Origin of the sequence: Nonomuraea sp. NPDC050783 (assembly GCF_040802095.1) — a bacterium.
Lineage (GTDB): Bacteria > Actinomycetota > Actinomycetes > Streptosporangiales > Streptosporangiaceae > Nonomuraea.
This window is the reverse complement of the sequence record NZ_JBFAHK010000044.1, coordinates 14,202-38,085: the sequence shown is the minus strand read 5'-3', so window position 1 is coordinate 38,085 and position 23,884 is coordinate 14,202. Positions and strand designations below refer to the sequence as shown.

General features: G+C 74.1%; 24 protein-coding genes. 11 read left to right on the top strand and 13 right to left on the bottom strand.

What is annotated here, in order from left to right; all coding sequences use genetic code 11:
* The coding region (locus AB0H75_RS48875) for an alpha/beta hydrolase family protein (protein ID WP_367808697.1) at positions 1–482 on the top strand (482 nt) is incomplete at its 5' end.
* A gap of 126 nt (positions 483–608) precedes the next feature.
* On the opposite strand, the gene AB0H75_RS48870 is transcribed toward AB0H75_RS48875, so the two are convergent.
* Positions 609–1,772: a cysteine desulfurase family protein gene (locus AB0H75_RS48870; protein ID WP_367808695.1), complete on the bottom strand. Its 1,164-nt coding sequence runs from the start codon at positions 1,770–1,772 to the stop codon at positions 609–611.
* Between the two features lie 53 nt (positions 1,773–1,825).
* Here AB0H75_RS48870 and AB0H75_RS48865 point away from each other — a divergent pair, with 53 nt between their 5' ends.
* The 6 genes from AB0H75_RS48865 (at position 1,826) to AB0H75_RS48840 (ending at position 6,440) form a co-directional block, all read left to right on the top strand.
* On the top strand, positions 1,826–2,341 hold the full coding sequence (locus AB0H75_RS48865; protein WP_367808693.1) for a TetR/AcrR family transcriptional regulator: 516 nt from the start codon (positions 1,826–1,828) through the stop codon (positions 2,339–2,341).
* 225 nt (positions 2,342–2,566) lie between these two features.
* The gene (locus AB0H75_RS48860; RefSeq protein ID WP_367808691.1) at positions 2,567–3,769 is read left to right on the top strand and encodes an MFS transporter; all 1,203 of its coding nucleotides are present in this window, start codon (positions 2,567–2,569) and stop codon (positions 3,767–3,769) included.
* Positions 3,770–3,811: 42 nt separating this feature from the next.
* Positions 3,812–4,483, top strand: coding sequence for a rhomboid family intramembrane serine protease (locus AB0H75_RS48855; RefSeq protein WP_367808688.1), 672 nt, complete (start codon positions 3,812–3,814; stop codon positions 4,481–4,483).
* A gap of 41 nt (positions 4,484–4,524) precedes the next feature.
* Positions 4,525–4,989, top strand: a complete 465-nt coding sequence (locus AB0H75_RS48850) for a MarR family winged helix-turn-helix transcriptional regulator (RefSeq protein ID WP_367808686.1) — start codon at positions 4,525–4,527, stop codon at positions 4,987–4,989.
* 118 nt (positions 4,990–5,107) lie between these two features.
* Positions 5,108–6,037: an LLM class flavin-dependent oxidoreductase gene (locus AB0H75_RS48845; protein ID WP_367808683.1), complete on the top strand. Its 930-nt coding sequence runs from the start codon at positions 5,108–5,110 to the stop codon at positions 6,035–6,037.
* A 76-nt stretch (positions 6,038–6,113) separates the two neighbouring features.
* Positions 6,114–6,440, top strand: a complete 327-nt coding sequence (locus tag AB0H75_RS48840; RefSeq protein ID WP_367808681.1) for a hypothetical protein — start codon at positions 6,114–6,116, stop codon at positions 6,438–6,440.
* A 133-nt stretch (positions 6,441–6,573) separates the two neighbouring features.
* Here the strand turns inward: AB0H75_RS48840 and AB0H75_RS48835 are convergent, their stop codons facing one another.
* From AB0H75_RS48835 to AB0H75_RS48790, 10 genes are all read right to left on the bottom strand, one after another.
* Positions 6,574–7,527 (bottom strand): electron transfer flavoprotein subunit alpha/FixB family protein, encoded by a 954-nt coding sequence (locus AB0H75_RS48835; protein WP_367808679.1) that lies wholly within the window; start codon positions 7,525–7,527, stop codon positions 6,574–6,576.
* An 18-nt stretch (positions 7,528–7,545) separates the two neighbouring features.
* Positions 7,546–8,325, bottom strand: coding sequence for an electron transfer flavoprotein subunit beta (locus tag AB0H75_RS48830; protein WP_367808677.1), 780 nt, complete (start codon positions 8,323–8,325; stop codon positions 7,546–7,548).
* Positions 8,326–8,570: 245 nt separating this feature from the next.
* Positions 8,571–9,779 (bottom strand): serine/threonine-protein kinase, encoded by a 1,209-nt coding sequence (locus AB0H75_RS48825; protein WP_367808675.1) that lies wholly within the window; start codon positions 9,777–9,779, stop codon positions 8,571–8,573.
* 105 nt (positions 9,780–9,884) lie between these two features.
* Positions 9,885–11,702, bottom strand: coding sequence for a serine/threonine-protein kinase (locus AB0H75_RS48820; protein WP_367808673.1), 1,818 nt, complete (start codon positions 11,700–11,702; stop codon positions 9,885–9,887).
* A 19-nt stretch (positions 11,703–11,721) separates the two neighbouring features.
* A complete protein-coding gene (locus AB0H75_RS48815) occupies positions 11,722–14,055 on the bottom strand; it encodes a protein kinase (RefSeq protein WP_367808671.1) in 2,334 nt (777 codons plus the stop codon).
* A gap of 133 nt (positions 14,056–14,188) precedes the next feature.
* Positions 14,189–14,701 (bottom strand): YbaK/EbsC family protein, encoded by a 513-nt coding sequence (locus AB0H75_RS48810; protein WP_367808669.1) that lies wholly within the window; start codon positions 14,699–14,701, stop codon positions 14,189–14,191.
* Between the two features lie 78 nt (positions 14,702–14,779).
* Complete coding sequence (locus AB0H75_RS48805) at positions 14,780–16,330, bottom strand: flavin monoamine oxidase family protein (protein WP_367808667.1); 1,551 nt, start codon at positions 16,328–16,330, stop codon at positions 14,780–14,782.
* 13 nt (positions 16,331–16,343) lie between these two features.
* Entirely contained in the window at positions 16,344–17,186 is an 843-nt protein-coding gene (locus AB0H75_RS48800; RefSeq protein WP_367808665.1) for a M55 family metallopeptidase, read from the bottom strand.
* A gap of 2 nt (positions 17,187–17,188) precedes the next feature.
* A complete protein-coding gene (locus AB0H75_RS48795) occupies positions 17,189–18,394 on the bottom strand; it encodes a DUF6395 domain-containing protein (protein WP_367808663.1) in 1,206 nt (401 codons plus the stop codon).
* Positions 18,385–18,759 (bottom strand): hypothetical protein, encoded by a 375-nt coding sequence (locus AB0H75_RS48790; protein ID WP_367808661.1) that lies wholly within the window; start codon positions 18,757–18,759, stop codon positions 18,385–18,387. Before AB0H75_RS48790 ends, AB0H75_RS48795 begins: the two co-directional genes overlap by 10 nt.
* Positions 18,760–18,911: 152 nt before the next feature.
* Between AB0H75_RS48790 and AB0H75_RS48785 the strand changes: the two genes are divergently transcribed.
* Entirely contained in the window at positions 18,912–19,769 is an 858-nt protein-coding gene (locus AB0H75_RS48785; protein ID WP_367808659.1) for a hypothetical protein, read from the top strand.
* 22 nt (positions 19,770–19,791) lie between these two features.
* Here AB0H75_RS48785 and AB0H75_RS48780 read toward each other — a convergent pair whose 3' ends face one another.
* Positions 19,792–20,565 (bottom strand): enoyl-CoA hydratase/isomerase family protein, encoded by a 774-nt coding sequence (locus AB0H75_RS48780; RefSeq protein WP_367808657.1) that lies wholly within the window; start codon positions 20,563–20,565, stop codon positions 19,792–19,794.
* An 89-nt stretch (positions 20,566–20,654) separates the two neighbouring features.
* On the opposite strand from AB0H75_RS48780, the gene AB0H75_RS48775 reads away from it, so the two are divergent.
* The 3 genes from AB0H75_RS48775 to AB0H75_RS48765 all read left to right on the top strand — a co-directional run bounded on the left by AB0H75_RS48775 (position 20,655) and on the right by AB0H75_RS48765 (position 22,973).
* Positions 20,655–20,939 carry a HesB/IscA family protein gene (locus AB0H75_RS48775; RefSeq protein ID WP_367808655.1) on the top strand — a complete coding sequence of 95 codons (285 nt, stop codon included), beginning with the start codon at positions 20,655–20,657 and terminating at the stop codon, positions 20,937–20,939.
* Between the two features lie 140 nt (positions 20,940–21,079).
* Positions 21,080–21,838, top strand: coding sequence for a hypothetical protein (locus AB0H75_RS48770; protein WP_367808653.1), 759 nt, complete (start codon positions 21,080–21,082; stop codon positions 21,836–21,838).
* Complete coding sequence (locus tag AB0H75_RS48765; protein WP_367808651.1) at positions 21,831–22,973, top strand: helix-turn-helix domain-containing protein; 1,143 nt, start codon at positions 21,831–21,833, stop codon at positions 22,971–22,973. The genes AB0H75_RS48770 and AB0H75_RS48765 overlap by 8 nt, the downstream gene beginning before the upstream one ends.
* 6 nt (positions 22,974–22,979) lie before the next feature.
* Here AB0H75_RS48765 and AB0H75_RS48760 read toward each other — a convergent pair whose 3' ends face one another.
* Positions 22,980–23,783 carry a septum formation family protein gene (locus AB0H75_RS48760; protein WP_367808649.1) on the bottom strand — a complete coding sequence of 268 codons (804 nt, stop codon included), beginning with the start codon at positions 23,781–23,783 and terminating at the stop codon, positions 22,980–22,982.
* Between the last annotated feature and the right edge of the window lie 101 nt (positions 23,784–23,884).

Below are 23,884 nucleotides of genomic sequence, written 5' to 3'. Positions count from 1 at the left end.
CCGCAGGGCGCCCGCCCTGCGCAGGAACGAGATCCAGGGCATCGCGCCCTTCTTCGCTCGGCGCCGAGCGCGTCGGCCTGGTGGGGCTGAGCCTCGGCGGTTACTACGTCGCGGAGAGCGCCGCCCACGAGCCGCGCGTCGCGGTCGCGGCCACCGTCAGCGGCCCCTTCCGCCTGGACTGGCCCGCCCTGCCTGAGCCCGTGCGGCGGCTCCTGGCCGAGCGCGCGGGCGGCGAGGACGCGGCCCGCCGCTTCGCCGGTCAGGTGGACCTGTCGGCGCTCGCCGCCCGGATCGCCTGCCCGCTGCTGGTGGTGGACGGCGGCCAGGACGTCATTCCCGGCGTGACCGGCGGCGAGCCGCTGGCCCGCCTGGCGCCGCGCGGCCGGTACCTGCGCGTCCCGCACGGCGACCACCTGCTGGGCAACGCCCGGCCCGACTGGCTGCCGGCCCTCGCCGACTGGATCGCCACGGCCCTCACCTGAGCCGGCCCGGGGCCGGCGGGCGGCGTCAAGCGCAGGCCCGACCGGCAGGCCGCACCGGCTCAGACCCGACCGGCGGGCGGCGCAGGCCGGCCCGGCGGCCAGGGCAGGCCGGCCCGGCGGGCGGCGTCAGCTCAGGCCCGCCCGGCGCGCCCGTTCGACGGCGGCCGGCAGCACCTCGATCAGGCGGTCGACGTCATGGCCGGTCGAGGTGTGGCCGAGCGAGAAGCGCAGCGACCCCCTGGCCGCGGCCGTGTCGGCGCCCATGGCCAGCAGCACGTGCGACGGCTGCGCCACGCCCGCCGAGCAGGCCGAGCCGGTGGAGCACTCGACGCCCTTGGCGTCGAGCAGCATGAGCAGCGCGTCGCCCTCGCAGCCGGGGAAGGAGAAGTGGGCGTTGCCGGGCAGCCGGTCGGTGGGGTGACCGTTGAGCACGACGTCGGGGACGGCCAGGCGGACGCGTTCGACGAGCTCGTCGCGCAGCGCGGTGAGCCGGCGGGCCACGGCCTCCTGCTGCTCGACGGCGGCGCGGACCGCGGCGGCGAGCCCGGCGACGGCGGGCGCGTCGAGGGTGCCCGAGCGCACGTCGCGCTCCTGGCCGCCGCCGTGCAGCACCGGCACCGGGGTCACCCCCCTGGCCAGCAGCAGCGCGCCGGCCCCCGTCGGGCCGCCGACCTTGTGCCCGGTCAGGGTGAGGGCGTCGACCCCCGACCGGGCGAACGACACCGGCAACTGCCCGATCGCCTGCACCGCGTCGGTGTGGAACGGGATGCCGTGGTCGTGGGCGATGGCCGCCAGCACGTGGACGGGCTGGACGGTGCCGACCTCGTTGTTGGCCCACATGACGCTGATCACGGCCACGTTCTCGGGGTCGCGCTCGACGGCGGCCCGCAGCGTGTCGGGGTGGAGCCGGCCGTGCTCGTCGACCTCCAGCAGCTCGACCTCGGCGCCCTGGCTCTCGGCCAGCCAGTGGGCGGGGTCGAGCGCGGCGTGGTGCTCGATGGCGCTGAGCAGCACCCGCCGCCGCGGCCGGCGCGCCCAGTAGAGGCCCTTGATGGCGAGGTTGTCGGCCTCGGTGCCGCCCGAGGTGAACACCACCTCGCTGGGCCGGGCGCCGAGCGCGTCGGCGATCGACTCGCGGGCCTCCTCGACCACGCGCCGCGTCCGGCGGCCCGCCGCGTGCAGCGAGGAGGGGTTTCCGACCCGCCTGAGCTGCTCGGTCATGGCCTCGATCGCCTCGGGCAGCATGGGGGTGGTCGCCGCATGATCTAGATAGGCCGGCGGTGTGGTCACCCGCCCAGGGTATCTCGTTTGCGACTGTACCGTCCGGACGGTACAGTAGAGGCATGCGAAAGGACGAGCTTTTGGACGCGGCGGAGGCCATCCTCTGCGACCAGGGCTCGGCCGCGCTCACCCTCACCGCGGTGGCCGACCGGGCCGGTGTCAGCAAGGGCGGGCTCCTCTACCACTTCAACTCGAAGGAAGCCCTGATCAAGGGCATGGTCGAGCGGCTGATCGACGACTTCGACCAGCTCATGGCGGCCCAGCCCGACGCCACCTACACCGAGCGCTACCTGGGGGCGACCCTGGTGGCCGTGCGCTCGGGCCGGTTGCGGCGATGGGCCGTGGTCACGGGCGCGTCGGGCGACCTGTTCCTGCTCGCGCCGCTGCGCGAGGCGATGACCCGCTGGCACCGCGAGGGGCTGGAGCAGGAGCCGGACCCGCTGGCGTCCCAGATCGTCCGGCTCGCCTGCGAAGGGCTGTGGGACGTCGCCAGCCACGACCCGGAGCTGAACTCCGAGGCCGATCTCCGAGCCCTGGAGGAACGCCTGCGGGCGCTGGTCAAACCGCCCGCCGCCTGATCCGGGCCTCCTGAGCCTCACGAGCCTCAGGAATTTCCCGCGATCCCTTCTCGTTCCCGCCTCCCGGGCACCCCCTTCCGTCACCCCTCCCCGTCGTCGCCACTGTCCGGCGCGGGGCTCACGTGCGTGCGCCCGCCCCGGCTCCCGGCCGGGGTGCGGGCCGAACGCCGCCCCTGGATGCCCGAAATATCCCCATAAATAGCAATCTGTGTGAGGTGTTGCCGTATGACCCGCAATTTGAGGAGTGCCCGTTACGGGGCGGTCCTCACGTTCGTCCTTGCCGGCCTGATGGTGGGCACGATGACCGTGCGCATCCCGGCGCTGACCGACAAACTCGGCCTGTCCGAGTCCACGGTCGGCGCCGTCCTGCTGGTCTGGGGCCTCGGCGCCCTGGTGACCATGCAGAGCATGCGCCGCGTCATGGCCCGCCTGGGCAGCAGGACGGTCCTGCGGGTCGGCGGCCCCCTGACCGCGCTCGGCCTGGTGGCCGTGGCCTTCGCCCCCGACCTGCCGCTGCTCATGGCGGCCGTGGCGTTCTTCGGCATGGCCTTCGGCATGGTGGACGTGGCCATGAACGCCCAGGGCTCCACGGTCGAGCAGGCGTACGGCCGGCCGCTGATGAACGGCATGCACGCCGGCTGGTGCGTCGGCGCGATCGCGGCGGGCGGCCTCGGCAGCCTGTCGATCGCCCTCGGCCTGCCGTTCACCGCCAACGTGGCGCTGATCGGCCTGGTCGCGCTCCCGCTCATGGTGGCGCTCGGCCGGACGTACCTGCCCGAGGCCCCCGCCGCCGGGCGCTCCGCCGCGACCGGCCGCCGGCGCCTGCCGCCCATCGTCTACCTGCTCGGCGCCATCATGTTCTTCGCCTTCATGGTGGAGGGCACGGTCGCCGACTGGAACGGCCTCTACATGCGCGACGAGCTCGGCGCCCCCGAGGCCGTGGCCGCGCTCGGCTACCCGGTCTTCGAGGCCGGCATGCTGATCGCCCGGCTGACCGGCGACCGGCTGCGGACCAGGTTCGGCGTGCGCGGCATGCTCACGGTCTCCGGCCTGGCCACGGCGGGCTTCTTCGCGGTCGTGCTGCTCGCCCCTGCGGCGCTGGTGGCGGTGGGCGCGATGTTCTTCGTCGGCCTCGGCGTGGCGACGATCTCGCCGCTGACGCTGTCCCTGGCCGGGACCGCGACCGCCAGCCCCGGCCCGGCGATCGCCCAGGCCGGCGCGATGGGCTACGCGGGCCTGCTGCTGGGCCCGGTGGTGATCGGCTTCCTGTCGGACGCCACCACGCTGCGGGCCGCGCTGGCCATCGGCGTCGTCCTCGGCGTGCTCATCACCCTGGCCTCCCGCCTGCTTCCCGGCGAGGAGCCGGCGGCCGTCCGCCCGCTGCCGCTGAGCAGCAGGGAGCGCGAGCCGGCCGAGGCGGCCGCCTGACCCCCTTGGGGCTCGCCCGGCTCCTGTGGGACCCTCTGTGGCGTGTCCTTCAAGCCGTACCTCACCGCCGTGGTCCTCGCGATCACGGCGGTCCCCAGCCTGCTCCAGTTCGTGCTCCCGGGCCTGGAGCCCGCCTGGGCCCGCGACCCGGCGGCGATCGCGGCCACCGGCCAGTGGTGGCGGCTGGTGACGGCCCTGGTGGTCCAGGACGGCGGCCCGCTCGGCACGCTGTTCAACCTGGCGTTCCTGGCCGTGCTCGGCTACCTCGCCGAGCGGGCGCTCGGCCGGCCGCGCTGGCTCGTCCTGTACGCGGCCGGCGCGGTGGCCGGGGAGCTGGCCGGCTACCTGCTGGGCCGGCCGGGCGCGGGCAACTCGATCGCCCTGTGCGCCCTGGCCGCCGGCCTCGCCGTCTCCTCCGCCGGCCGCCTGGAACGCTCGGTGGGCGCGTTCTACGCCGTGATCTCCGGCGCCTGGCTCCTGTCGGACCTCGACACCTGGGGGGTCGTGGCCATGGTCGCCCTGGCCGCCGCCGGGTTCCAGCTCGTGGTCCAGCGCGAGCGCGTCCCCTCCTGGCTCTTCACCGCCGTCCCGGTGACCGCCACGGCGGTCCTCACGGGGCTGCGCGACCTCCACGGCCCCGCCCTGCTGAGCGGCCTGGCCGTCGGCCTCGCCTGGAATCTCCCGCGCCGGTCCGGCCGGCCCGCCCCCGCCTAGCGAAACGGTAGTTCGTCCTGCGAATTTGTTATTCTGGGCCGGTGAGCAAGCAAGCCGAGGGTCCGATCGGGACGGTGGCCGCGCTGGTCCGGTCCACGTTCCTGGTCAACGCCGTCTACGTCGACGCCGCCCGCGAGTACGGCCTGACCCAGCAGCAGGGCCAGCTCCTGTGCGTGCTGATGCCGCAGCCGTACGGCATGGGCGAGCTGGGCGCGATACTCGGCCTGGCCAAGTCGAGCCTGACCGGCCTGGTCGATCGCAGCGAGCGCAACGGCCTGGTCGAGCGCAGGCCCGACCCCGACGACTCCCGCGCGGTGCGGGTGGCGCTCACCAGGCGGGGCGCCAAGCTGGCCGAGGAGTTCTACACCGGGACCTGCCGCCGCATCGAGGAGCTGACCTCGGGGTTCTCCCCGCAGGAGCGCGACACGCTCGCCGCCCTGCTCGGCCGCGTCGTGGCGGACAACAAGGTGCCCGCCGTCTTCATGGAGCCGGACGCCGCGCGCTGATCCCGCGCGGAGTTGAAGTTCGCGTCACGAACTAATATTGTTCGTGACACGAACTTCGACCCTTCTTTCCGGGCCGGAGGCGGGGCCACCGCCTCCCGGCAGCACGAAAGGCGGAACCTTGTCCACATCCGACGTCGTCTTCGGCTTCGGCGCGCCCTCCGGCATCGACGACCTCCCCGCCCTGCTGCGCTCGGTGCGGCAGGCCGACCGGGACGGGCTCGACCTCTTCTCGGTGTCCGACCACCCCTACTTCGGCGAGCGGCTGGACGCCTACGCCGCGCTCGGCTTCCTGCTCGGACGCACCGAGCGCATCTCCGGCTTCGTCAACGTCACCAACCTGCCGACCCGGCCCGCCCCCATGCTGGCCAGGACCGTGACCTCGCTGTCGGCGCTGGCCGGCGGCCGCGTCGTGCTGGGCATGGGCGCGGGCGGGCTGTGGGACCGCATCGCCGACATGGGCGTGCCCCGGCAGTCGCCCGGCGACGCCGTGGACGCCTTCGAGGAGGCGATCGTCCTGGTCAGGAAGCTGTCGGGCGGCGGCCCTCCGGTCACCCACCGGGGCCGCCACTACCAGGTGACCGGGATCGCGCCCGCCCCGGTGCCCGCGCCGCCGGTGTGGACCGGGTCGAACGGGCCGAAGTCCCTGGCCGCCACCGGCCGGGTGGCCGACGGCTGGATCCCCGGCCACGCGGCCGACTGGCTCAGCGAGCGCTACCGGACCTCGCGCCCGATCATCGACGAGGCCGCGGCCGCCGTGGGCCGCGACCCGCGCGAGATCCGTACGATCTACAACTTCCCCGGCCGCGTCACCGACCGGCCGCTGCCCGCCACCCGCGACCCCGACGGCCGCTGGCTCGGCGGCTCCGTGGAGCAGTGGGTCGAGGAGCTGACCGGGGCGGTGCTGGAGCACGGCGCGTCGGGCTTCATGCTCTTCGCCGCCGACCACGGCACCCCCGATCCCACCACGCTGGCCCGCTGGGGCCAGGAGATCGCCCCCGCCGTCCGCGAGGCGGTCGCCGCCGAGGCCGGGGCGCGGCGCGAAAAATGAGTTTCGCCGCCGCCGTCATCCTCCGCATACTGATGGCTACGTAAAGCGATCGCCCGTACCGGGCTCAGGAGGGGCAATGTTCAGGACACTACGGGTCGCGGCGGTGGCGGCCGGGGCCGCCGCGCTGCTGTCGATCGGGTTCACCGCACCGGCCTCGGCGGCCACGGTGCTCGACTGCGACACCTTCGTCCACAACAACGACAACTACCTCGGCATCGCGTTCTGCCGGAATCCGACGGGCCAGCTCTGGCGGTTCCGGGCCGTCGTCACCTGCGGCTGGGCGCCCGACGTCGTCGGGGAGTGGGTCACGCTCCGGCCGGGCGCCTCCGGGCAGTCGCAGGGCGTCTGCGGCCGTCTCGGCACCGGCGTCGGCGCCGTGGGCGTGGACGAGCGCCGGGTCTGACCCCGGCGGGAAACCAGCGGGCCGGGGACGGCACCCCGGCGGGGAACCGGCGGGCCGGGGGCGGCACCCCGGCGGGAAACCAGCGCGCCGCGGGCCAGGGTGGCACCCCTGGTCCGCGGCGCGCGGAGCGCGGTTACTTGCGCTTCTTGACTTCCTCGGTGAGCTGCGGCACCACCTGGTGGAGGTCGCCCACCACGCCGTAGTCGGCCAGCTCGAAGATCGGCGCCTCGGGGTCCTTGTTGATGGCGACGATCGTCTTCGCGGTCTGCATGCCCGCCCGGTGCTGGATGGCCCCGGAGATGCCGGCCGCGATGTAGAGCTGCGGCGAGACCGTCTTGCCCGTCTGGCCGACCTGGAACTGGTGCGGATACCAGCCCGCGTCCGTCGCGGCCCTGGAGGCGCCCACGGCGGCGCCCAGCGCGTCGGCCAGCTCCTCGATGACGGCGAAGTTCTCGGCCGAGCCGACGCCGCGGCCGCCCGAGACCACGATCGCGGCCTCCGTCAGCTCGGGGCGGGCGCCCTTCTCCTGCTTGACCCGCTCGACCACGCGCGCGCCCTTGGCGGCCTCCGACAGCGTGAGCGAGACCTCCTCCTCGGCGCCGGCACCGGCGGCGGGGACGGGAGCGGTGGAGTTGGGGCGCACGGCCACGATGGGCGTGCCCCTGCGGACCCTCGCCTGCACGTTGATGCCGCCGCCGAAGATGGACTGGTCGGCCACGAAGCCCTCGCCGAGGCCCACGGCGTCGGTCATGACGCCGGAGTCGGTCTTGACGGCCAGGCGGCCGGCGATCTCCTTGCCCTCGGACGTGGCGGCCACGAGCACGGCGGCCGGCGACTTGTCGGCCATCAGCTGGGCCAGCGCCTCCGCCTTCGGCGCGACCAGGTACTGGACCAGCTCCTCGGAGCCGGCGACGTAGATCTTCTCGGCGCCGTACTCGGCCAGCCTGGCCTTGGCGTCGGCGGTGATGCCGGGGCCGAGCCAGACGGCGGCCGGCGTGCCGAGCGAGCGGGCCAGCGTGAGCAGCTCCAGCGTGACCTTCTTGACCTCGCCTTCGACCTGCTCGACGAGAACGAGAATCTCCGACATTTCAGTAAGCCCCCGTTCTCAGATGAACTTCTTCGACGCGAGGAAGTCGGCGGCGTTCGCGCCGCCGTCGCCCTCGTCCTTGACGATCGTGCCGGCCGCGCGCGGCGGGGCGGCGGCGAAGTCGACGACCTCGGACCAGGACGCGTCCAGGCCGACCTGGCCGGCGTCGATGGAGGCGTCGCCGATGGCGAGCGTCTCGACCGGCTTCTTCTTGGCCGCCATGATGCCCTTGAACGACGGGTAGCGCGGCTCGTTGATCTTCTCCACCACGGAGACGACGGCCGGCAGCGTGGCCTCGACCCGGTCGAAACCGTAGTCGGTGAGGCGCTGGATCCGGATCGAGGAGCCCTCGACCTCGACCTTGTTGGCCAGCGTGAGCTGCGGCGTGCCGAGGCGCTCGGCCAGCATGGCGGCCAGCACGCCGGTCCGCGCGTCGGTGGACTCGGCGCCGAGGACGACCAGGTCGAAACCGATCTTCTTGAGCACCTGGGCCATCGCGTACGAGGTGCCGAGGGCGTCGGAGCCGTGCAGGGCCTCGTCGCTCAGGTGCACGGCCTTGTCCGCGCCCATGGCCAGGGCCTTGCGGATGGTCTCGGTGGCCTTGCCGGGGCCCATGGTCAGCACGGTGACCTCGCCACCGTGCGCTTCCTTGAGCTTCAGCGCCTCCTCGACCGCGTACTCGTCCAGCTCGTTGACCACGCCGTCGGCGGCGTCGCGGTCGAGCGTCTTGTCATCGGACCGCAGCTTGCGCTCGGTCGCCGTGTCGGGGACCTGCTTCACGCAGACGACGATGTTCATGGCCGGTGGCCGACCTCCCGTTTCGCGTGCGCCACCGCGTCGCTGCGGTGGGCGCCGGATGCAATGCTGTCCAGACTGCCAGGTGCCCGGCGGGCCTCCGGCAGAGGGTGGCTTGTCGCGGTCATGTTACCCACGGGTAGCTTACGCGCAAACCGCGGGGGATTCGGGCAGCGCGCATGCCTTCCTCTCCCCACCATACCGAACTTCATTCTGTTCGCGGCACCGGCCCCCGAGCCCGGCGGTCCTCAGGCCGACAGCAGGAACACGATCCCGACGACCAGCGCCGTGCCGGCGAACAGCGCCAGGGTCAGGGTGCTGAACACCGCCGCCAGCCCGAAGCAGAGACCCACGGCCCCCGCCACACTGACCATATCCGTGATCATGCGGGAGCGCCTGTAGGGACCGCGCGTGAACAGCGCGACCCCCGCGTCCGACACCACGCCCAGCGCGTACGCCGCCAGCAGGAACAGCGCCACCTCCGGCGCCAGCCCCCGGGCCGCGGCCGCCAGCAGCGCCACGAACAGCCCCGACCCGATCACCCACCGCCTGCGTACCTTCTCCCGGTGCCGCGCCCTGGACTCCTCCACCGAGCGCCGGTGCCGGCTGTCGCCCGGCCGCCACTCCATGGTCACGGTCGCGTCGGGCACCGGCCGCGGCGGCGCGCGGAAGGCGCGCGGCACGGCGGGGACGTGCTCCACGCCCAGCCGGGCGCAGATCTGCGCGGCGGTCGGCCGGGCGGCGGGATCGGTCGCCAGGCACTCGCGTAACAGCGGCGCCAGCCAGTCGGGCACGCCCTCCAGGTCGGGCGGGTGGTGCACGACGCGGTAGGCGACCGCGCTGGCCGGGCCCAGCCCGTACGGCTGCCGCCCGGTGGCCGCGTACGCCAGCGTCGCGCCGAAGGAGAACACGTCGGCCGCCATGCCCACCTGCCGCCCCTCCAGCACCTCGGGGGCGAGGTAGCCGGGCGTGCCCACCACCGCGCCCGGGGCGGTCACCGACGGCGAGTCCAGCGCGCTGGCGATGCCGAAGTCGATGACGACGGGGTCGCCGTCGGCCAGGATCACGTTCGCGGGCTTGAGGTCGCGGTGGACGACCCCGGCCTCGTGCATGGCCAGCAGCGCGTCGGCCAGCCCGGCGGCCAGCCCGCGCAGGTCGCGCACCGGTACGGGGACGGCGCTCAGCGGGCGGCCCTGGACGTACCGGGTCACCAGGTAGGGGCGGGCGCCCTCCAGGGAGGCGTCCAGGACCTCGGCCACGTGCGGCCCGCCGGCCCTGCGCATGATCTCCACCTCGCGCGCCAGCCGGGCGAGGGCGTCGGTGTCGGCCGCGACGTGCGGGTGCAACACCTTGACGGCGACCGTGTGGCCGTCCGCGTCGAGCGCGAGGTGCACCTCGCCGAAGCCGCCCGCTCCCAGCCGCGAGAGGAGTTCGTAGGGGCCGAGGCGCTCGCTCATACCTCTACTCTCCCCCGGCGAGCGGTCCCGGACACCCGACGCAGGCGAGGGCCAAAGGGGAGAGAACCAGCGCGCCGGGCACTCGGGACAATCCAGGGCAGGGGGTCAGAACCAGTTGGTCAGGAAGCCCAGGCCGAGGCCGTCCATCAGGCTGCCGATCAGCCCGGTGATCAGCCCCATCACGCTCTGGCTGGCCTGGCTGCTCAGCTCGTCGATGACCTTGCTCGGCGCCCGCCACGGCGACCACACCGGATCCTGCCCCAGCGCGAACATCACCGCGAACAGCGCCGCCGTGCCCACCACCACGACCGCGACCAGGGCCGCGCCCGGGGTACGCAGCACGCCGGTGAGCGAGCGGGTGACCGCCTTGCGCGGCGCGCCGCCGCCGGGCAGCACGAACAGCCCCGCCGCGAACGCCCCGGCCGCGTACGCCGCCGCCTGGTTGATGCCCATGCCGCCGCCCCAGCGGAGCAGCCCCCACACGCACACGCCGAACAGCAGCGCCAGCGGCACCTGCGCCGCCGACACCAGCGCCGACTTGATCAGCGCCCACGGCGTGCCGACCACCGCCAGCAGCGGGTCGGCCGCGCTGCTGCCGCGGATCTGCCGCCGCTTGACCATGTCGCCGAACAGGTACTCGCCCAGGCGCAGCACCACCGCCAGCGCGACCGCGACCGCGCCCGCCATGACGGGCATCATCACGGTCACCGCCACCAGCGTCACCAGCAGCAGCAGCCCGGTGAGCTGCGCGCCGAACAGGTAGCGCTTGCGCTCGCCCGGCGGGGTGCCGCGGCTGGGCGCGGCCGGCGGGGTGTAGGGCCTGGCCTGCTGCTGGGGCGGCGGCGCGGGATAGCCGGCGACCCGCTGGTCGGCGTAGGGCGGCCGGGCCGGCACGTAGGGCGGCGGGCGCTCCTCGCGGCGGGGGCGCTCCTCGCGGCGCGGCCGGGGCGGGGCCTCCTCGCGGCGCTGCCGGGGCGGCGGGGGCGGGGGCGGCTGGGGCTTGGCGTACTCGACCGGCGGCAGCAGGTCGGAGTAGCCGGCGTTGTCCATGACCCGGGTGCCGCCGCCCATGCGCTTGGTGCCCGTCGGCCCGTCGAACGAGGAGGTCTCGTTGAACGTCGTCACCGCCGGGTCGAGGGCCCTGGCCGTCCGCAGCAGCTCCTGGGCGCTGGGCCGGGCGGCCGCGTCCACCTGCAGGGCCCGGCCGAGCCAGCCGCGCAGCCAGGCCGGCGCCTTGTCGAGCTGCGCCCGCCCTTCCATGATGTTGAAGCAGACCGACTCGAACGTCCCCGTGCCGAACGGCGGCGCCCCGGTCGCGGCGAAGAACACCGTCGAGGCCAGCGCGTGCACGTCGGCCGCCTGGGTGATGTCGGAGTCGCGGATGATCTCGGGCGCGAGGTAGCCGGGCGTGCCGACGAACATGCCGGTCTGCGTCAGCCGGGTCGCGTTGACCAGGTGGGCGATGCCGAAGTCGATGACCAGCGGCTCGCCGTTGACCAGCATGACGTTGGACGGCTTGAAGTCGCGGTGGATGACGTCGGCCGCGTGGATGGCGACCAGCGCCTGGCACAGCCCCTGCGCGAGCTTGATCACCTCGCGCGCCGGGAGCGGCCCGTCGGTCAGGACGGTGTCCTCCAGCGTGCGGCCGGGCGCGAAGCGCGTCACGACGTACGGCTGGCCGCCCACGAGCTCGGCGTCGATGACCTCGGCCACGAACGGGCTGCGTACCCGCCGCATGGTCTCCACCTCGCGGGTGAGCCGGTCGCGCGCCTTGAGGTCGGCGGCCACGTGCGGGTGCAGCACCTTGATCGCGACCTCGCGGCCCTCGCCGTCGAGGCCGAGGTGGACGACGCCCATGCCGCCCTCGCCGATCTTCCTGACGAGCCGGTACGGGCCCAGGCGCTCCGGTGCTTGAATGCTCATCGTCGCCCTTCCCCCGGCGTCATTCCCCGGTGTTCCCCCGCAGTTTCGCCAGTTGCTGCGTGACCGGCCCGACGTTCAGCGGAGTCCATCCAGCCCCCCTTGGCTTTTCCCCGAACGTGTCATGGACGAGGATCAGCGAGAGCGCGGCCGCCGCCGCCAGGACTCCCGCCATCACCATCGCCGCTGTTCTCGAGGGTACGAGCGATGCGAGCGTTCTGCGCATCTGCTTGCCGGGCCCCTCCACCCCGGGGCCGGCGCAGACCGTCCACAGCGCGACCGCGGCACCCCAGGCCAGGGCGTTGGCCGGGTGGGTGCTGGTGGCCACCGTGAGCAGCAGCGTCACCGGCAGGCCGAGGATGAGCGCGTAGAGCGTCAGGGCGAGCGTGATGCCCACCGACTTGGCCAGCGCCGCCGGGTGGGCGAACACCCGGAACACGTCGAGCGCCGCCGAGCCCGCCGCCCGCCGGCCCGCGAGCCGGGGCTGCGCCAGGTCGGCCGCGCGCAGCAGCACCGCGATCGGAACGGCCACGACGGCCACGAGCACGGGCGCCAGCACGGCCGCCACGATCATGAGCACCAGCAACATGCCGCCGGCCAGCCCGTACGCCCGGGACCGCTGGAGCGGGCCGCCCGGCACCGCGCCGGGGAGGTAGGGCTCCCGCTGGTCCGGCTGGTAGGGCGGCTGGGCGGGGATGTAGGGCGGCGGCTGCATGCCCATCGGGCTCGGCCGCCCGTAGTCGGGCACGTCGGAGCCGTGGCCGGGGCGGGGCACCTGGTCGTGGCCGGGCGCCATCCGGCCCGCCTCGGGCACCGGCCCTGCCGCGCCGGGGGTGAGCCGGGCCGCGTCGAGGCCGCCGGCCTGCGGCCCGGAGACGGGCCTGCCGGGCGCGGGCCACCCCGGCTCCGGCGTGACGCCGCTCCTGCCGTAGTCGGGCGAGTCGGGGCGTACGCGGCGGGTCGGCACGTCGGCCTCGGGCGGTGGCGCGGCGTGGTTGTCGGCCTGCTGGGGCCACGGCGGGCCGGACGGCGCCGGGGCGTTCTCGCGCTGGATGCGGCGCAGCTCCTCGGGCGGCACCCGGCGGGTCGGCCACGGGTCGCCCTCGCCGAGCAGGCTCTCGGCGGGCACGTCGGCACCGGGCACGCCCACGCCTGGGAGGTTCGTGCCCGGGAGGTTCACACCCGGCGCGTTCGCGCCCGGCCCGTTCACACCCGGCACGTTCGCGCCGGGAACGGCCGCGCCCGACAGGCCCGCGGCCGACAGGCCCACACCCGGCGTGCCCTGGTACGGGCCGCTCAGGTGCGGAGTGCTCGGGTGCGGGCCGCTCGGGTGCGGGGTGCTCGGGTGCGGGGTGCTCGGGTGCGGGCCGCTCTGCCCGGGCAGCAGCGACACGTAAGGCTGGTCCGGCGCCGGCGCCGGCGGCTGCTCCTGGCCCTCCAGCAGCCGCCGCGGCGTGACCGCCGGCGTGGAGATGTCGTAGGACGGCTTGTCCGTCAGGTGCGGCGGCCGGCTGTCGGGCGGGCGCGGCACGGTGGAGATCTCGTCGGGCGCGCCGCCCGGCGGCGCCAGGGGCAACATCCTGGCGGTCTGCTCGGCCAGCTCGGCGGCCTTGGGCCGCTTGGCCGGGTTGCGCTGGAAGGCCGCCTTGAGCAGCGGCTGCAACGTCGCCGGCGCGGCGCTGACGTCGGCCTTGCCCGCAGTGATGTTGTAGAAGATCATCTCCAGCGTGCCCTTGCCGAAGGGCGGCTGGCCGGTGGCGGCGTACAGCAGCGTGCCCGCCCAGGCGTGCACGTCCACCTCCGGGCCCGCCTCCTGGCCCTCGATGATCTCGGGCGCGAGGTAGCCGGGCGTGCCGATGAACATGCCGGTCTGGGTCAGCCGGGTCGCGTCCACCGCCTGGGCGATGCCGAAGTCGATGAGGACCGGCTCGCCGTCCAGGATGAGCACGTTGCCCGGCTTGAGGTCGCGGTGGATCACGCCCACCGAGTGGACCGAGGCCAGCGCCGCCGCCACCCCGTGCGCCACCCGGACCAGCGCGGGCAGGTCGAGCGGCCCGTCGTCCTTGACGATCTCGTCGAGCGGGCGCCCGGGCACGTAGCGGGTGACGATGTAGGGGCGATGACCGGTCACATCGGCGTCGACCACCTCGGCGATGTACGTGCTGCGCACCCGGCGCATGGTCTCGACCTCGCGCGACAACCGCCGCCTGGCGACCTCGTCGCCGGCGACCTCGCCGCGCAGGACCTTGACCGCCACCTGCCGACCCTGCGGGTCGACAGCGAGGTGGACAACGCCCATCCCGCCTTCACCGAGCCGCCTGAGCAGCCGGTAAGGGCCTAGTCGGTCATCGTTCATGGCATGAAGCACCATACCGGCTTAATCCCCGCCCACGAGATGAACCATGAGGCCACATTCCCACTCGTACAACGTCCGGAAAGGCCCCTTCGGTTTCCCGATGACGGGTCTCGAATCGGCCTCGATTTTCCCTTCAGCCGGCCAGCGGCAGGACCTCGGCGCGTTTCAGCCCGGCCAGTGCCGAGCCGGGCAGCGCCAGCTTCGATCCGCGCACGCCGCTGCCGATCACCACCCTGGCGTGCTCGGCGACGCGCGTGTCCACCAGGACCGGCCAGTCGTCGGGCAGGCCGATCGGGGTGATGCCGCCGTATTCCATGCCGGTCAGCTCGACGGCCTCGGCCATCGGCGCGAAGCTGGCCTTGCGGGCGTCGAGGTGCCTGCGCACCACGCCGTTGACGTCGGCCCGCGTCGTGGCGAGCACCACGCAGGCGACGTAGCGCGTCTCGCCGCCCCGCCTGGCCGCCACGATCACGCAGTTGGCCGACTCGTCGAGGCCCACGCCGTAGCGCTCGCAGAACGCCGCGGTGTCGGCCAGCTCGGGGTCGATGCCGGCCACCTCGACGCCGGCCACGCCGGCCACGGCACGCGCCACCGGCTCGGCCAGCAGGTCGAGCCGGTCGGCCGCGGGCACCCAGTGCAAACTCATCCCATCTCCTCGTTCGCCGCTCCCCTGAACCCTACGGTGATCCGGGAAGTGGCGGGTCCCGGCCGGCGGCCGGCGCCGTCAGGCCGACCGCAGCGCGCGCTCGTGGAGCTGGGTGACGGCGCTGCGGGCGGACTCCAAGGCCCCCGCCTGCCAGGCGATCAGATGGGTGAGCCAGTCGCCCGCGAAGTAGACCCTTCCGGCGGGGCGTTGCAGAAGAGTGAAGGACGAATCAAAGGCGGGCCAGCGTACCCAGCCGCCCTCGATGTGCGGCTGGCGGTGCCAGGCGATCGAGACGCTGGACAACACGTCCTGGCGGTACTTCTCGCCGTGGATCTTCTTGCCCTGGGTGAGCGCGCGGCTCCTGCGGTCCTCCGGGGAGAGCGCGCCGTACAGCTCGGCGTTGCGCTCGGTGTTGTAGTAGCCGACCAGCACGCCGCGCTCGGAGTGGTAGCCGTGCGAGGGATACCAGATGTGGGTGATGTCGAGGTCGGTCTCGGTGACGCCGCCGTAGATGCGGTCCTCCAGCTCCCACCAGCGCCTGCCGTACTCCAGGCCGATCTTGCCGGCGGCGACCGGGACCGGGGTCCTGAGCGCGGCCGTGACCTGGGCGCCGAGGTTGTGCGGGATCCTGGCCAGGACGTGCGGGGGCAGGGCGGCGACGCAGTAGTCGGCCCTGATCGTGCCGCCGTCCCAGGTGACCTCGACGCCGTCGGCCAGCGTGGTGATCTTCGTGACCTTGGCGCCGGTCCTGATCCGGTCCGCGCCGACGGCCTCGGCGAGCTTGACGACGATCGCGTCCATGCCGCCGACCGGCTGGAACATGGGGGTGGCCATGTCGTAGCCGAAGTCGTTGAGCACCAGGCGGCCGGTGCCGGCGGCGAGGATCTGGCGGAGGGAGGCGGGCGGGTCGAGGGGGGTGCCGTTGTCGAGTGCCGGATATCTCACGAAACCGCGGCGGGCGGAGCCCTCGTACTCCAGCTTCGGGCCCAGGTCGCCGAACCGCCTGAGGAAGTCGAGCAGCCTCTCCTGGTCCTCGCCGGTGAGCGCGCGGTCCAGCGCGCCGCGGTCGGTGACCTTGGCGAGCAGCTCGGCGACGTAGCCGTACAGGTCGGCGCGGGCGGTGCGGGCCCGCACGGTCCTGCCGCCGGTGTGGATGTAGGCCGAGGCGTTGTGGTTGACGAACGTCTCGATCGGGACGCCCAGCTCGCGGCAGTAGTCCAGGGTCACCATCCAGGGGGCGATGCGGCCGGGACCGGCGTTGAAGTACAGGCCCTCGCCGAAGGCCGCCTGCTGCGCCGGGCCGTTCAGCTCGGTCAGGCGGTCGCCGCCGCGCAGCGTCAGGTTCCGGCCGCCCGCCTTCTCCCTGGCCTCCAGCACGGTGCAGTCGTAGCCGGCCTTGCCCAGCTCGTACGCCGCGGTCAGCCCCGCCACCCCGGCCCCCAGCACCACGACCTTGGCCGCGCCCCTGCCGCGCAGGGTGAAGTCGCCCTGCCGGGGGGCGGTGAACTCCTTGTCCTGCCGCGACGGCGCCAGGCCCAGGGCGCCCATGGCGGCGTACATGGCACCCGCGCCGCCCGCCGCCCCGATCCCGACGAGCAGCCCTCGCCGGGTCAGCGCCGCGCGTTCCACGTCCCGCTCCTCGTCATCCGTACGGGCCGCTGCCGCAGGCGATCTGGCCGCCGATCGTGGCGAAGATGCCGAACAGGGCCATGATCTGCGTGAAGTCGTCGGTGGTGAACTCGATGTGGCGCGGCCCTGCCGCCTTCACGCCGGGGATCAGCGCGACCGCCGCGGCGATGGCCGTCGAGTTCCACTCCACCCCGAGCGTGTACGGCGCCTCCACCCGGTACGGCGTGAAGTCGCTCAACCGCCCGAGCGCCCGCGCCGCGCCCTCACGGATGCGGGCCTGGGCGACGCTCGGCGGCAGCAGCTCGGCCGAGAACTTGTCGATGCCCTTCTTGACCGCCACCGTCTCGACGTCCCCCAGGACCTCGCGGGCCTCCTCGCCCACCGCCTCGTCCCCGGTGACCAGCACCACCGGCACCCCGTGGAACCCGGCGCACGCCGCCACCAGCCGCGTCTCGCCGCACGGCTCGCCGTTGAGCTGGACGTCCTGGATCTCCTTGCCCATCCACGTGTGGTTGAGCACGCCGTGCTGGACGCCCGCCCGCGCGTGGTAGCCCACGAAGCACGCGGCCCCGAACGTCCCGTCGAGGCCCTGCGCCATCCGCTGCGCCTTGCCGGGGCCCCGGATCAGGGTGGCCCGCGGGTCCAGCAGGTCGATGCGCAGGTTCTTGGTGGAGCCGTGGGCGTCGTTGACCAGCACCGCGCTCGCGCCCGCGTCGAACGCGCCGGCCACCGCGGCGTTGGCGTCGGCGGTCATCAGCTCGCAGCCGCGCTCGTAGCCGCGCTTGCCGGCGTGCATCTCCTCCGGGTCGGTGAGGCCGGTCACGCCCTCCATGTCCACCGACAGGTACACCTTCACGATCAGGACCCCCAGTTCTCCACGCGCCGGGCCTCGTCCCCGGTCATCAGCCCGACGTTCGCCGTCATGAACGCGGCCACCCGCGCCCGCCACGCCTGCGGGATCTCCTCGATCGCGGGCGGGTAGCAGTGGTCGAGCCAGCTCGTGGACTCCTCGGTGGCCTCGAAGTAGTCGAGCGCCGGGCCGAGGATCGTGTTCTCGACGCCGGGGATGCGGGCCAGGCCGTACTCGATCATCTCCTGGCCGCCGTAGGGCGGCTTGCGCAGCCACTTGCGCGCGAAGGGGCGGTCGGCGGTGACGGGCGTGTCCAGCGGGCGGCGCTCGACGGCGGCCTGGATGATCTCCTTGTACAGGCACTTGCCGCAGTTCCTGCACGGGCCGTCGGTGCCCTGCAGGCACCAGCGGACCTGGGCCCGCAGGTCGGAGCCCAGGGCCAGGCGCATGGTGGTCGCCTCGCTGACCCCGCCGACCGGCAGCACCAGAGGGACACCGACGGCGGCGAACAGCCGGCCCCACTTGCCGTGCGCCGACCACATGGGGTTGTCGGGGGTGTAGCGGTGCAGGTAACGACCGCCGCCGAGCCAGCGCGAGCCGATCTCGTAGCCGAAGCCGAGCCCGCCGAGGCCGAGCCGGTCGGCCAGGAGCAGCGCCCCCGCGGCCACCGCGTGGTGCTCCGGATAGCCGGGGCGGGGCTCGGCGAGCGTGTACTCCAGGTCGGAGGTGACGGTGGTGACCTCGCGGCCGGTCGCGGCGGCGAGCCGGGCCAGCACGTCGGAGCGGTAGTGCGGCCACCGGTTGGGGATGCGCCGGTGCGGCACCCGGCGGAAGTGCAGGAAGGGCGCCTCGGGGAAGATCGCGGCCGCGGCCACGGAGTCGGCGCCGCCGCTGTAGGAGATCCCGAGCGTCGGCCCGGGGCGCCGCGGCTCGGCGCCGACCGGGCCGGCCTCGACGCCCCAGCCGTCGTGCAGCGCGGCGGCGACCTCGGCCGAGATCGCCCGGTCGAACGTCACCCGCCGGCGCGTCCACGGCGCGACGACCGTCCACGCGGCGACCGCGAACAGGTCCGGATGCGCGTCGCCGGGGACGCCGCCGATCGTGCAGGAGTTGATGGCCAGCTTGACGGGATACTCGTCGGACGCCCGTCCGGTGATCTCGTCCTCGGGGTCGAGACGGAAGCTCAGGTCCCCGCCGCTCCACGTCACGCGCACGGGCGCTCCTCACCGGTGCCGGGCGCCGCGGCGGCCTGGCGGGCGCGCAGGTCGTCGATGGCCTGCCAGACCAGGACCTCGTTCTGCAGCACGCCGTCCAGCGCCCTGGCCGTCTCCTGCGCCAGCCGGTGGGTGTCGTCCAGGCGCGCCTTGTCCGCCGCCGGCGCCTGCTGGGGGCGGGCGGCCACGGCCTTGCGCAGCCGCTCCACCTCGCCCTGCAGACCGGTCACCTCGCGCCGGAGCGTCTGGACCTCCCAGAGCGCGTCCTTGAGGTCCTGCCTGTGGTCGGCGACGGAGATGTAGCGGGCGTCGAACCACGTGCGCACGGCCTTGCGGAGCCGCGCGGGGACCAGGGCGCGCATCATGAAACGCCACCATACTGGCAAACCCGGAGCCATATGGACGCCCTACGCGAACAGCTCCAGCTTCACCGGAGCCCGGGACGGGCCGGGCGAGCAGCGGCGGATACGAGTTCGCGCACGTCACCACTCGTGTCCGTATGGTAACGTTACGCGACATGCCTTCCCCCGCGCACGCCACGCTGGCCGCGCTGTTCCACGACCGGCCGACCCTCGCCGTCGAGCTCCTGTGCGACGCCTTCGACATCGGCCTGCCGCGCGACACGCTGGTCACGGTCTCGCCCGCGGACATGCGCGAGATCCCGGCCCTCGGCGGCGAGCTGGAGACGGTCCTCCCGCCGGGGCGGCACGAGCCCACCCACGGCGTCCTCGTCGAGCTGCAGCAGGCGGCCTGCGAGGACGACCGCCAGCGGTGGGCGCGCCGCGCGGCCACGCTCTGGCTGCGGCTCAACCGCCCGGTGGTGGTGCTGGTGCTCGCCCCCGACGGCGAGGTCGCCACGTGGGCCTCGCGGCCCATCGTCACGAGCATGCCCGGATACGTCGTCCATCCGCTGGCCGTCGGGCCCGATCAACTGCCGCCGCTGGCCGATCCCGCGCAGGCGGCCGACCGCCTGGAGCTGGCCGTCCTGTCCGTCATGGCGCACGGGGCCGACCGGTCGGTGGCCAGGGCGTTCCTGACGGCCCTGTCGAAGGTCGAGGAGGAGCGCGGGGCGCGCTACCTCGAATACGCCTATCACCTGTCGCCCGTCGAGGTCCGGCGGGCACTGGAGGAGAGCATGTCGTCTGACGCCTGGCCCATGCACAGCCCGTTCGCCCGCGAGCACTTCCTCAGAGGGCGTGCCGCCGGAGTCGCGGAGGGCAAGGCACGCGCCCTGCTCACCGTGCTGCGGGCGCGTGGCGTCACCCTCACCGACGACGCCCTGTCGGCCATCACCTCCTGCACCGACCAGGAGCAGCTCGACGAGTGGGCGCACCGGGCGGCCACCGCGCTGCGCGTCGAGGAGCTGTTCGCCTGACCCGGGCCGGCCGGCCGCGCTCCTAGCGGCCGGTGAACTTCGGCTTGGCCTTCTCGGCGAACGCGCGCATGCCGGTCCTGGCGTCGTCGGTGGCGAACAGGCCGGCGAAGTGCAGGCGCTCGATCTCCAGGCCGGTGTCGAGATCGACCTCCAGGCCCTGGTCCACGGCCTGCTTGGCGGCGCGCAGCGCCACCGCAGGGCCGCCGACGAACGTGGCGGCCCACTCCAGCGCCGCCGTGTAGACCTGCTCGTCCGGCACCACCCGGTCGACCAGGCCCATATCCAGCGCCTCGGCGGCGGGCACGTGCCGGCCGGTGAAGATCAGGTCTTTGGCGCGGGCCGGGCCGACCAGCCGGGGCAGGCGCTGGGTGCCGCCCGCGCCCGGGATGATGCCGAGCAGGATCTCCGGCTGGCCCAGCTTGGCCGACTCCCCCGCCACGCGGAAGTCGGCGCACAGGGCCAGCTCGCAGCCGCCGCCCAGGGCGTAGCCGGTGATGGCGGCGATGACCGGCTTGCCGATGCGGGCGACCGCCGTGAAGCACTCCTGGAGGGTGCGGGAGTGAGCGGACATGTCCGCGTAGGACATGTCGGCCATCTCCTTGATGTCGGCGCCCGCCGCGAAGACGCGCTCGCCGCCGTAGAGGATGACCGCCTGCGCCTGCGGGTCCTCGTCCACGACGCGGGCCGCCTCGGCGATCTCCCGCTGCACCTGGCCGTTGAGCGCGTTCATCTTGGGACGGTCGAGACGGATCGTGGCGATCTGGTCGGCCACTTCGACGCTCACAAACTCACCCATGAGCAGAACCTAACAGGCCGCCGCCCCGCGTTTGGCCCTGCCGCCGCCGGGGAGGCGGAGGCTGCCGAGACGACGAAGGAGGCATCCGGGTGCTGACATTGACCGACAACGCCGTGGCCGCGATCCGCGACCTCATGGTCGGCGAGGACGTGCCGCCCGACGCCGGCCTGCGCATCGCCGCCAAGCCCGACGAGGCGGGCGCGCTGGAGCTGTCCCTGGCGAGCACGCCGCAGGCCGGGGACCAGGTCATCGAGAAGGGGGACGTGCGGGTCTTCGTCGCCGAGGACACCGTGGCCGTCCTGGACGACAAGTCGCTCGACGCCCAGCCGGGCGACCCGGGCCACCCGACGTTCCGCCTGGACCGCCGGCCCTGACCGCGCCACCGGCCGCGGGCTCGCGCGACACGCCGCCGGAGGAAGCGGCCTGGTGAAGCTCCGGCGGGACTATGATGTCGGAAATTAAAGCGGCTCCGGTGGGCGGACGCCGCCGGGCAAAGCGGTGCGGAGGTGCGCGCATGCTGGTGTCGCAGTGGGCCATGCGGACCTTCGGGCAGCGTGCCCCGGTCATCCGGCAGGGCATCGCCGACGCGCTCTCGGTCGCGCTCGACAACGCCCGCGACGCTCAGGCGGCCGCGCGCACCGACCACACGCACCCGTTCGGGTTCACGCTCATGTCCAGGAAGTTCGAGGCGCTGGCCGAGACGTTCGAGGACATGGGCGACGTGCGCGTCGTCAAGCCGGCCGGCTCGCCGCACGAGCTGGTGGTGCTCGACGGCAAGCTGCTGTTCCCCTTCCGCTACGCCAGAGACCGCTCGGTCAGCGTGATGAGCGCGCGCATCGGCGAGGGGCGGCCGTCGGCGTTGGTGCAGGCGCTGTTCCACCGGTTCGGGCCCGAGCCGGTGATGCGGCAGCTCACGCTGCACGACGTGGCCCCGCACGCGGTGCCGGTGGCCGAGTCGCTGACCGACCTGCCCGCCGACACCACCCTGGTGCTGATCGCGTACGCGTGCAACGCCCACGCCGGGCTGCTGGACGCCTGGTGGGGCGAGGCCGAGCTGCTCGACCGCACCGGCAGCCTGCGCTGGCACCACTGCGAGGCGATCCCGTTGCCCGCCACCGGCGATCCGGCGCTCACGCCGCTGCCCGTGACCGCGTTCGACCAGGGTGCCGTGCCCGCGCCGGCGCTCAGCCCGCGCAGCGGCGCCGCGCGGCTCGTCCCGCCGGCCGCCGAGCCCACCCCGATCACCAGGGCAGAAGCCGCCGGCGGTGAGTAGCCTCCGACCGGGCGCGCCGACGCCGCAGGCCGTCGCCGACGCGTTCGACGCCACCCGCCTCACCCAGGCCCGCCACCTGGCCGCGCTGACGAAGAAGGAGGTGGCCGAGCACCTCGGCGTCTCCCCCGCGGCGGTCGGCCAGTACGAAGCGGGCGTCACCCGGCCGCGCCCCGACCTGATCCCGCTGCTGGCCGAGGTGCTGGGCGTGCCGACCGCGTTCTTCCTGTCGGGCCGCCCGCACGGCAAGCTCGACGGCTCCATGGCCCACTTCCGCAGCCTGCGCTCGACCCGGGCCTACCAGCGGGCCAAGGCCGTGGCGTTCGTGGAGCAGGTGTGGGAGCTGGCCTACGCGCTGGAGCGGCGCGTCCAGCTCCCCGCCGTCGATCTGCCCGGCTTCGCGGGCGGCGAGATGCACTCCGACCTGCCGCGCGACCCGGCGGGCGCGGCGCGGGCGCTGCGCGCGCACTGGGGGCTGGGCACCGGCCCGATCAGCCACCTGGTCCGCCGCATGGAGGCCCACGGCATCGTGGTGGCCTTCCCCCGGCACGACCCCGACGCGGTCACCGTGGACGCCTTCTCCACCTCCAGCCTGCCCCGGCCCATCGTCGTGCTGACGCCCAACCGGTTCGACGACATCTACCGCCACCGCTTCACGGCCGCGCACGAGCTGGGCCATCTCGTGCTGCACGGCGACACCGCCGCGGGCGACGCCCACCAGGAGCGCGAGGCCGACGCGTTCGCCGCCGAGTTCCTGACGCCGCGCGAGAGCATCCTGCCCCACCTGCCGCTCCGCGCCGACCTGCGCCGGCTGGCCGAGCTGCGCCGCACGTGGGGGGTGTCGGTCGACTCGCTGCTGTACCGGTGCCGCGAGACCGGCCTGATCTCCGACTCCGCGGCCGGCCGCGCCTACCAGCGGCTGGCCGCCCTGCGCGACCAGCCGGGCTTCACCAACGAGCCGGTCTCCGGCTATCCGGGCGAGCAGCCGGTGCTGCTGGCCCACGCCTTCGAGCTGGCGACGAGGGAGACCGGGCTGAGCGCGGCCGCGCTGGCGCAGGAGCTGGCCTGGCCGATCGGCCGCGTCCGCGAGCTCATCGGCCTGCCCGACCAGCGTCCCAGCCTGAAGCTCGTCCTCTAGTTCCGGCTAGCGGCCCGCGAGGTTCCTGATCGAATAGTCCATCGGCGTCCGCGGGTGATGCGCGGCGCACACGACCGAGCGGTCGCCGTTACTCCAGGTGCCGGCGTTCGGCATCCACCTCGCGATCTCGAGCAGCACCAGGTCGTAGGCGATGCCAACATAGGACTCGAACTCCTGGCGGCACCTGCGCACGGCGAGGTCGTCGATCTTCTCCGAGCCCGGGAACGGGTCGTCCGCGGCCCACAGGTTCCCCGCCCAGACCACTTCCAGATCGTGCCTGCTCCGGCAGGAGACGATGCGTACGGGGTCGTTCGAGTCGGGCAGCGCGTCGGTGTCCTTCGTGTACACGTCGGGCGCGAGCAGGCAGTCGCCGACCTGGAGCCCGTAGGGCAGGACGACCAGGCCGACGCGGCCGGCCGCCGGCGGCGGGACGGACGGGACGCCGCGCGGGGACGCGCTGGAACGTTCCATAACCCAGCCGCGCAGCCCCGCGCCGCCCAGACCGGCGCCGATCACCGCGCAGGCCGTGCCCAGGGCGACGGCGGGGACGTCCAGCCGGCCGCGGCGGACCCGCGCGAGCAGGAAGCCCGCACCGGCGACCGTCATGAGGGGCCCGGCCACCAGGAGCACCGGTGTCGCGTCGGCCGCGAACGCCGAGCCGATCGCGGGGGCGGCCCACAACACCAGGCCCGTGACCAGGGCCGCGGCCACTCCCCCGACCAGTTGCACCGCGAGGGGCTGCGTGGTGACCACCCGCCCCCACGCGCGCAGGCGCCCCTGCCGTCGTGGCGGGGGATCTCCCTCCGGCATGCCACCTCCCGGGAAGCGCCCGTCCGCAAGGGCGTCACCGATCGTTCCCGACCCGCGAGACCCGTCGTAGGAGACCAGTCTGACATCGACCGGCGGCGCGG

Bases quoted from the DNA above. Each gene is read 5' to 3' on its own strand.
- AB0H75_RS48865 (WP_367808693.1), top strand. From the start codon at position 1,826: ATGCGAAAGGACGAGCTTTTGGACGCGGCGGAGGCCATCCTCTGCGAC.
- AB0H75_RS48860 (WP_367808691.1), top strand. From the start codon at position 2,567: ATGACCCGCAATTTGAGGAGTGCCCGTTACGGGGCGGTCCTCACGTTC.
- AB0H75_RS48840 (WP_367808681.1), top strand. From the start codon at position 6,114: ATGTTCAGGACACTACGGGTCGCGGCGGTGGCGGCCGGGGCCGCCGCG.
- AB0H75_RS48835 (WP_367808679.1), bottom strand. From the start codon at position 7,527: ATGTCGGAGATTCTCGTTCTCGTCGAGCAGGTCGAAGGCGAGGTCAAG.
- AB0H75_RS48830 (WP_367808677.1), bottom strand. From the start codon at position 8,325: ATGAACATCGTCGTCTGCGTGAAGCAGGTCCCCGACACGGCGACCGAG.
- AB0H75_RS48825 (WP_367808675.1), bottom strand. From the start codon at position 9,779: ATGAGCGAGCGCCTCGGCCCCTACGAACTCCTCTCGCGGCTGGGAGCG.
- AB0H75_RS48820 (WP_367808673.1), bottom strand. From the start codon at position 11,702: ATGAGCATTCAAGCACCGGAGCGCCTGGGCCCGTACCGGCTCGTCAGG.
- AB0H75_RS48815 (WP_367808671.1), bottom strand. From the start codon at position 14,055: ATGAACGATGACCGACTAGGCCCTTACCGGCTGCTCAGGCGGCTCGGT.
- AB0H75_RS48810 (WP_367808669.1), bottom strand. From the start codon at position 14,701: ATGAGTTTGCACTGGGTGCCCGCGGCCGACCGGCTCGACCTGCTGGCC.
- AB0H75_RS48790 (WP_367808661.1), bottom strand. From the start codon at position 18,759: ATGATGCGCGCCCTGGTCCCCGCGCGGCTCCGCAAGGCCGTGCGCACG.
- AB0H75_RS48785 (WP_367808659.1), top strand. From the start codon at position 18,912: ATGCCTTCCCCCGCGCACGCCACGCTGGCCGCGCTGTTCCACGACCGG.
- AB0H75_RS48780 (WP_367808657.1), bottom strand. From the start codon at position 20,565: ATGGGTGAGTTTGTGAGCGTCGAAGTGGCCGACCAGATCGCCACGATC.
- AB0H75_RS48770 (WP_367808653.1), top strand. From the start codon at position 21,080: ATGCTGGTGTCGCAGTGGGCCATGCGGACCTTCGGGCAGCGTGCCCCG.
- AB0H75_RS48760 (WP_367808649.1), bottom strand. From the start codon at position 23,783: ATGCCGGAGGGAGATCCCCCGCCACGACGGCAGGGGCGCCTGCGCGCG.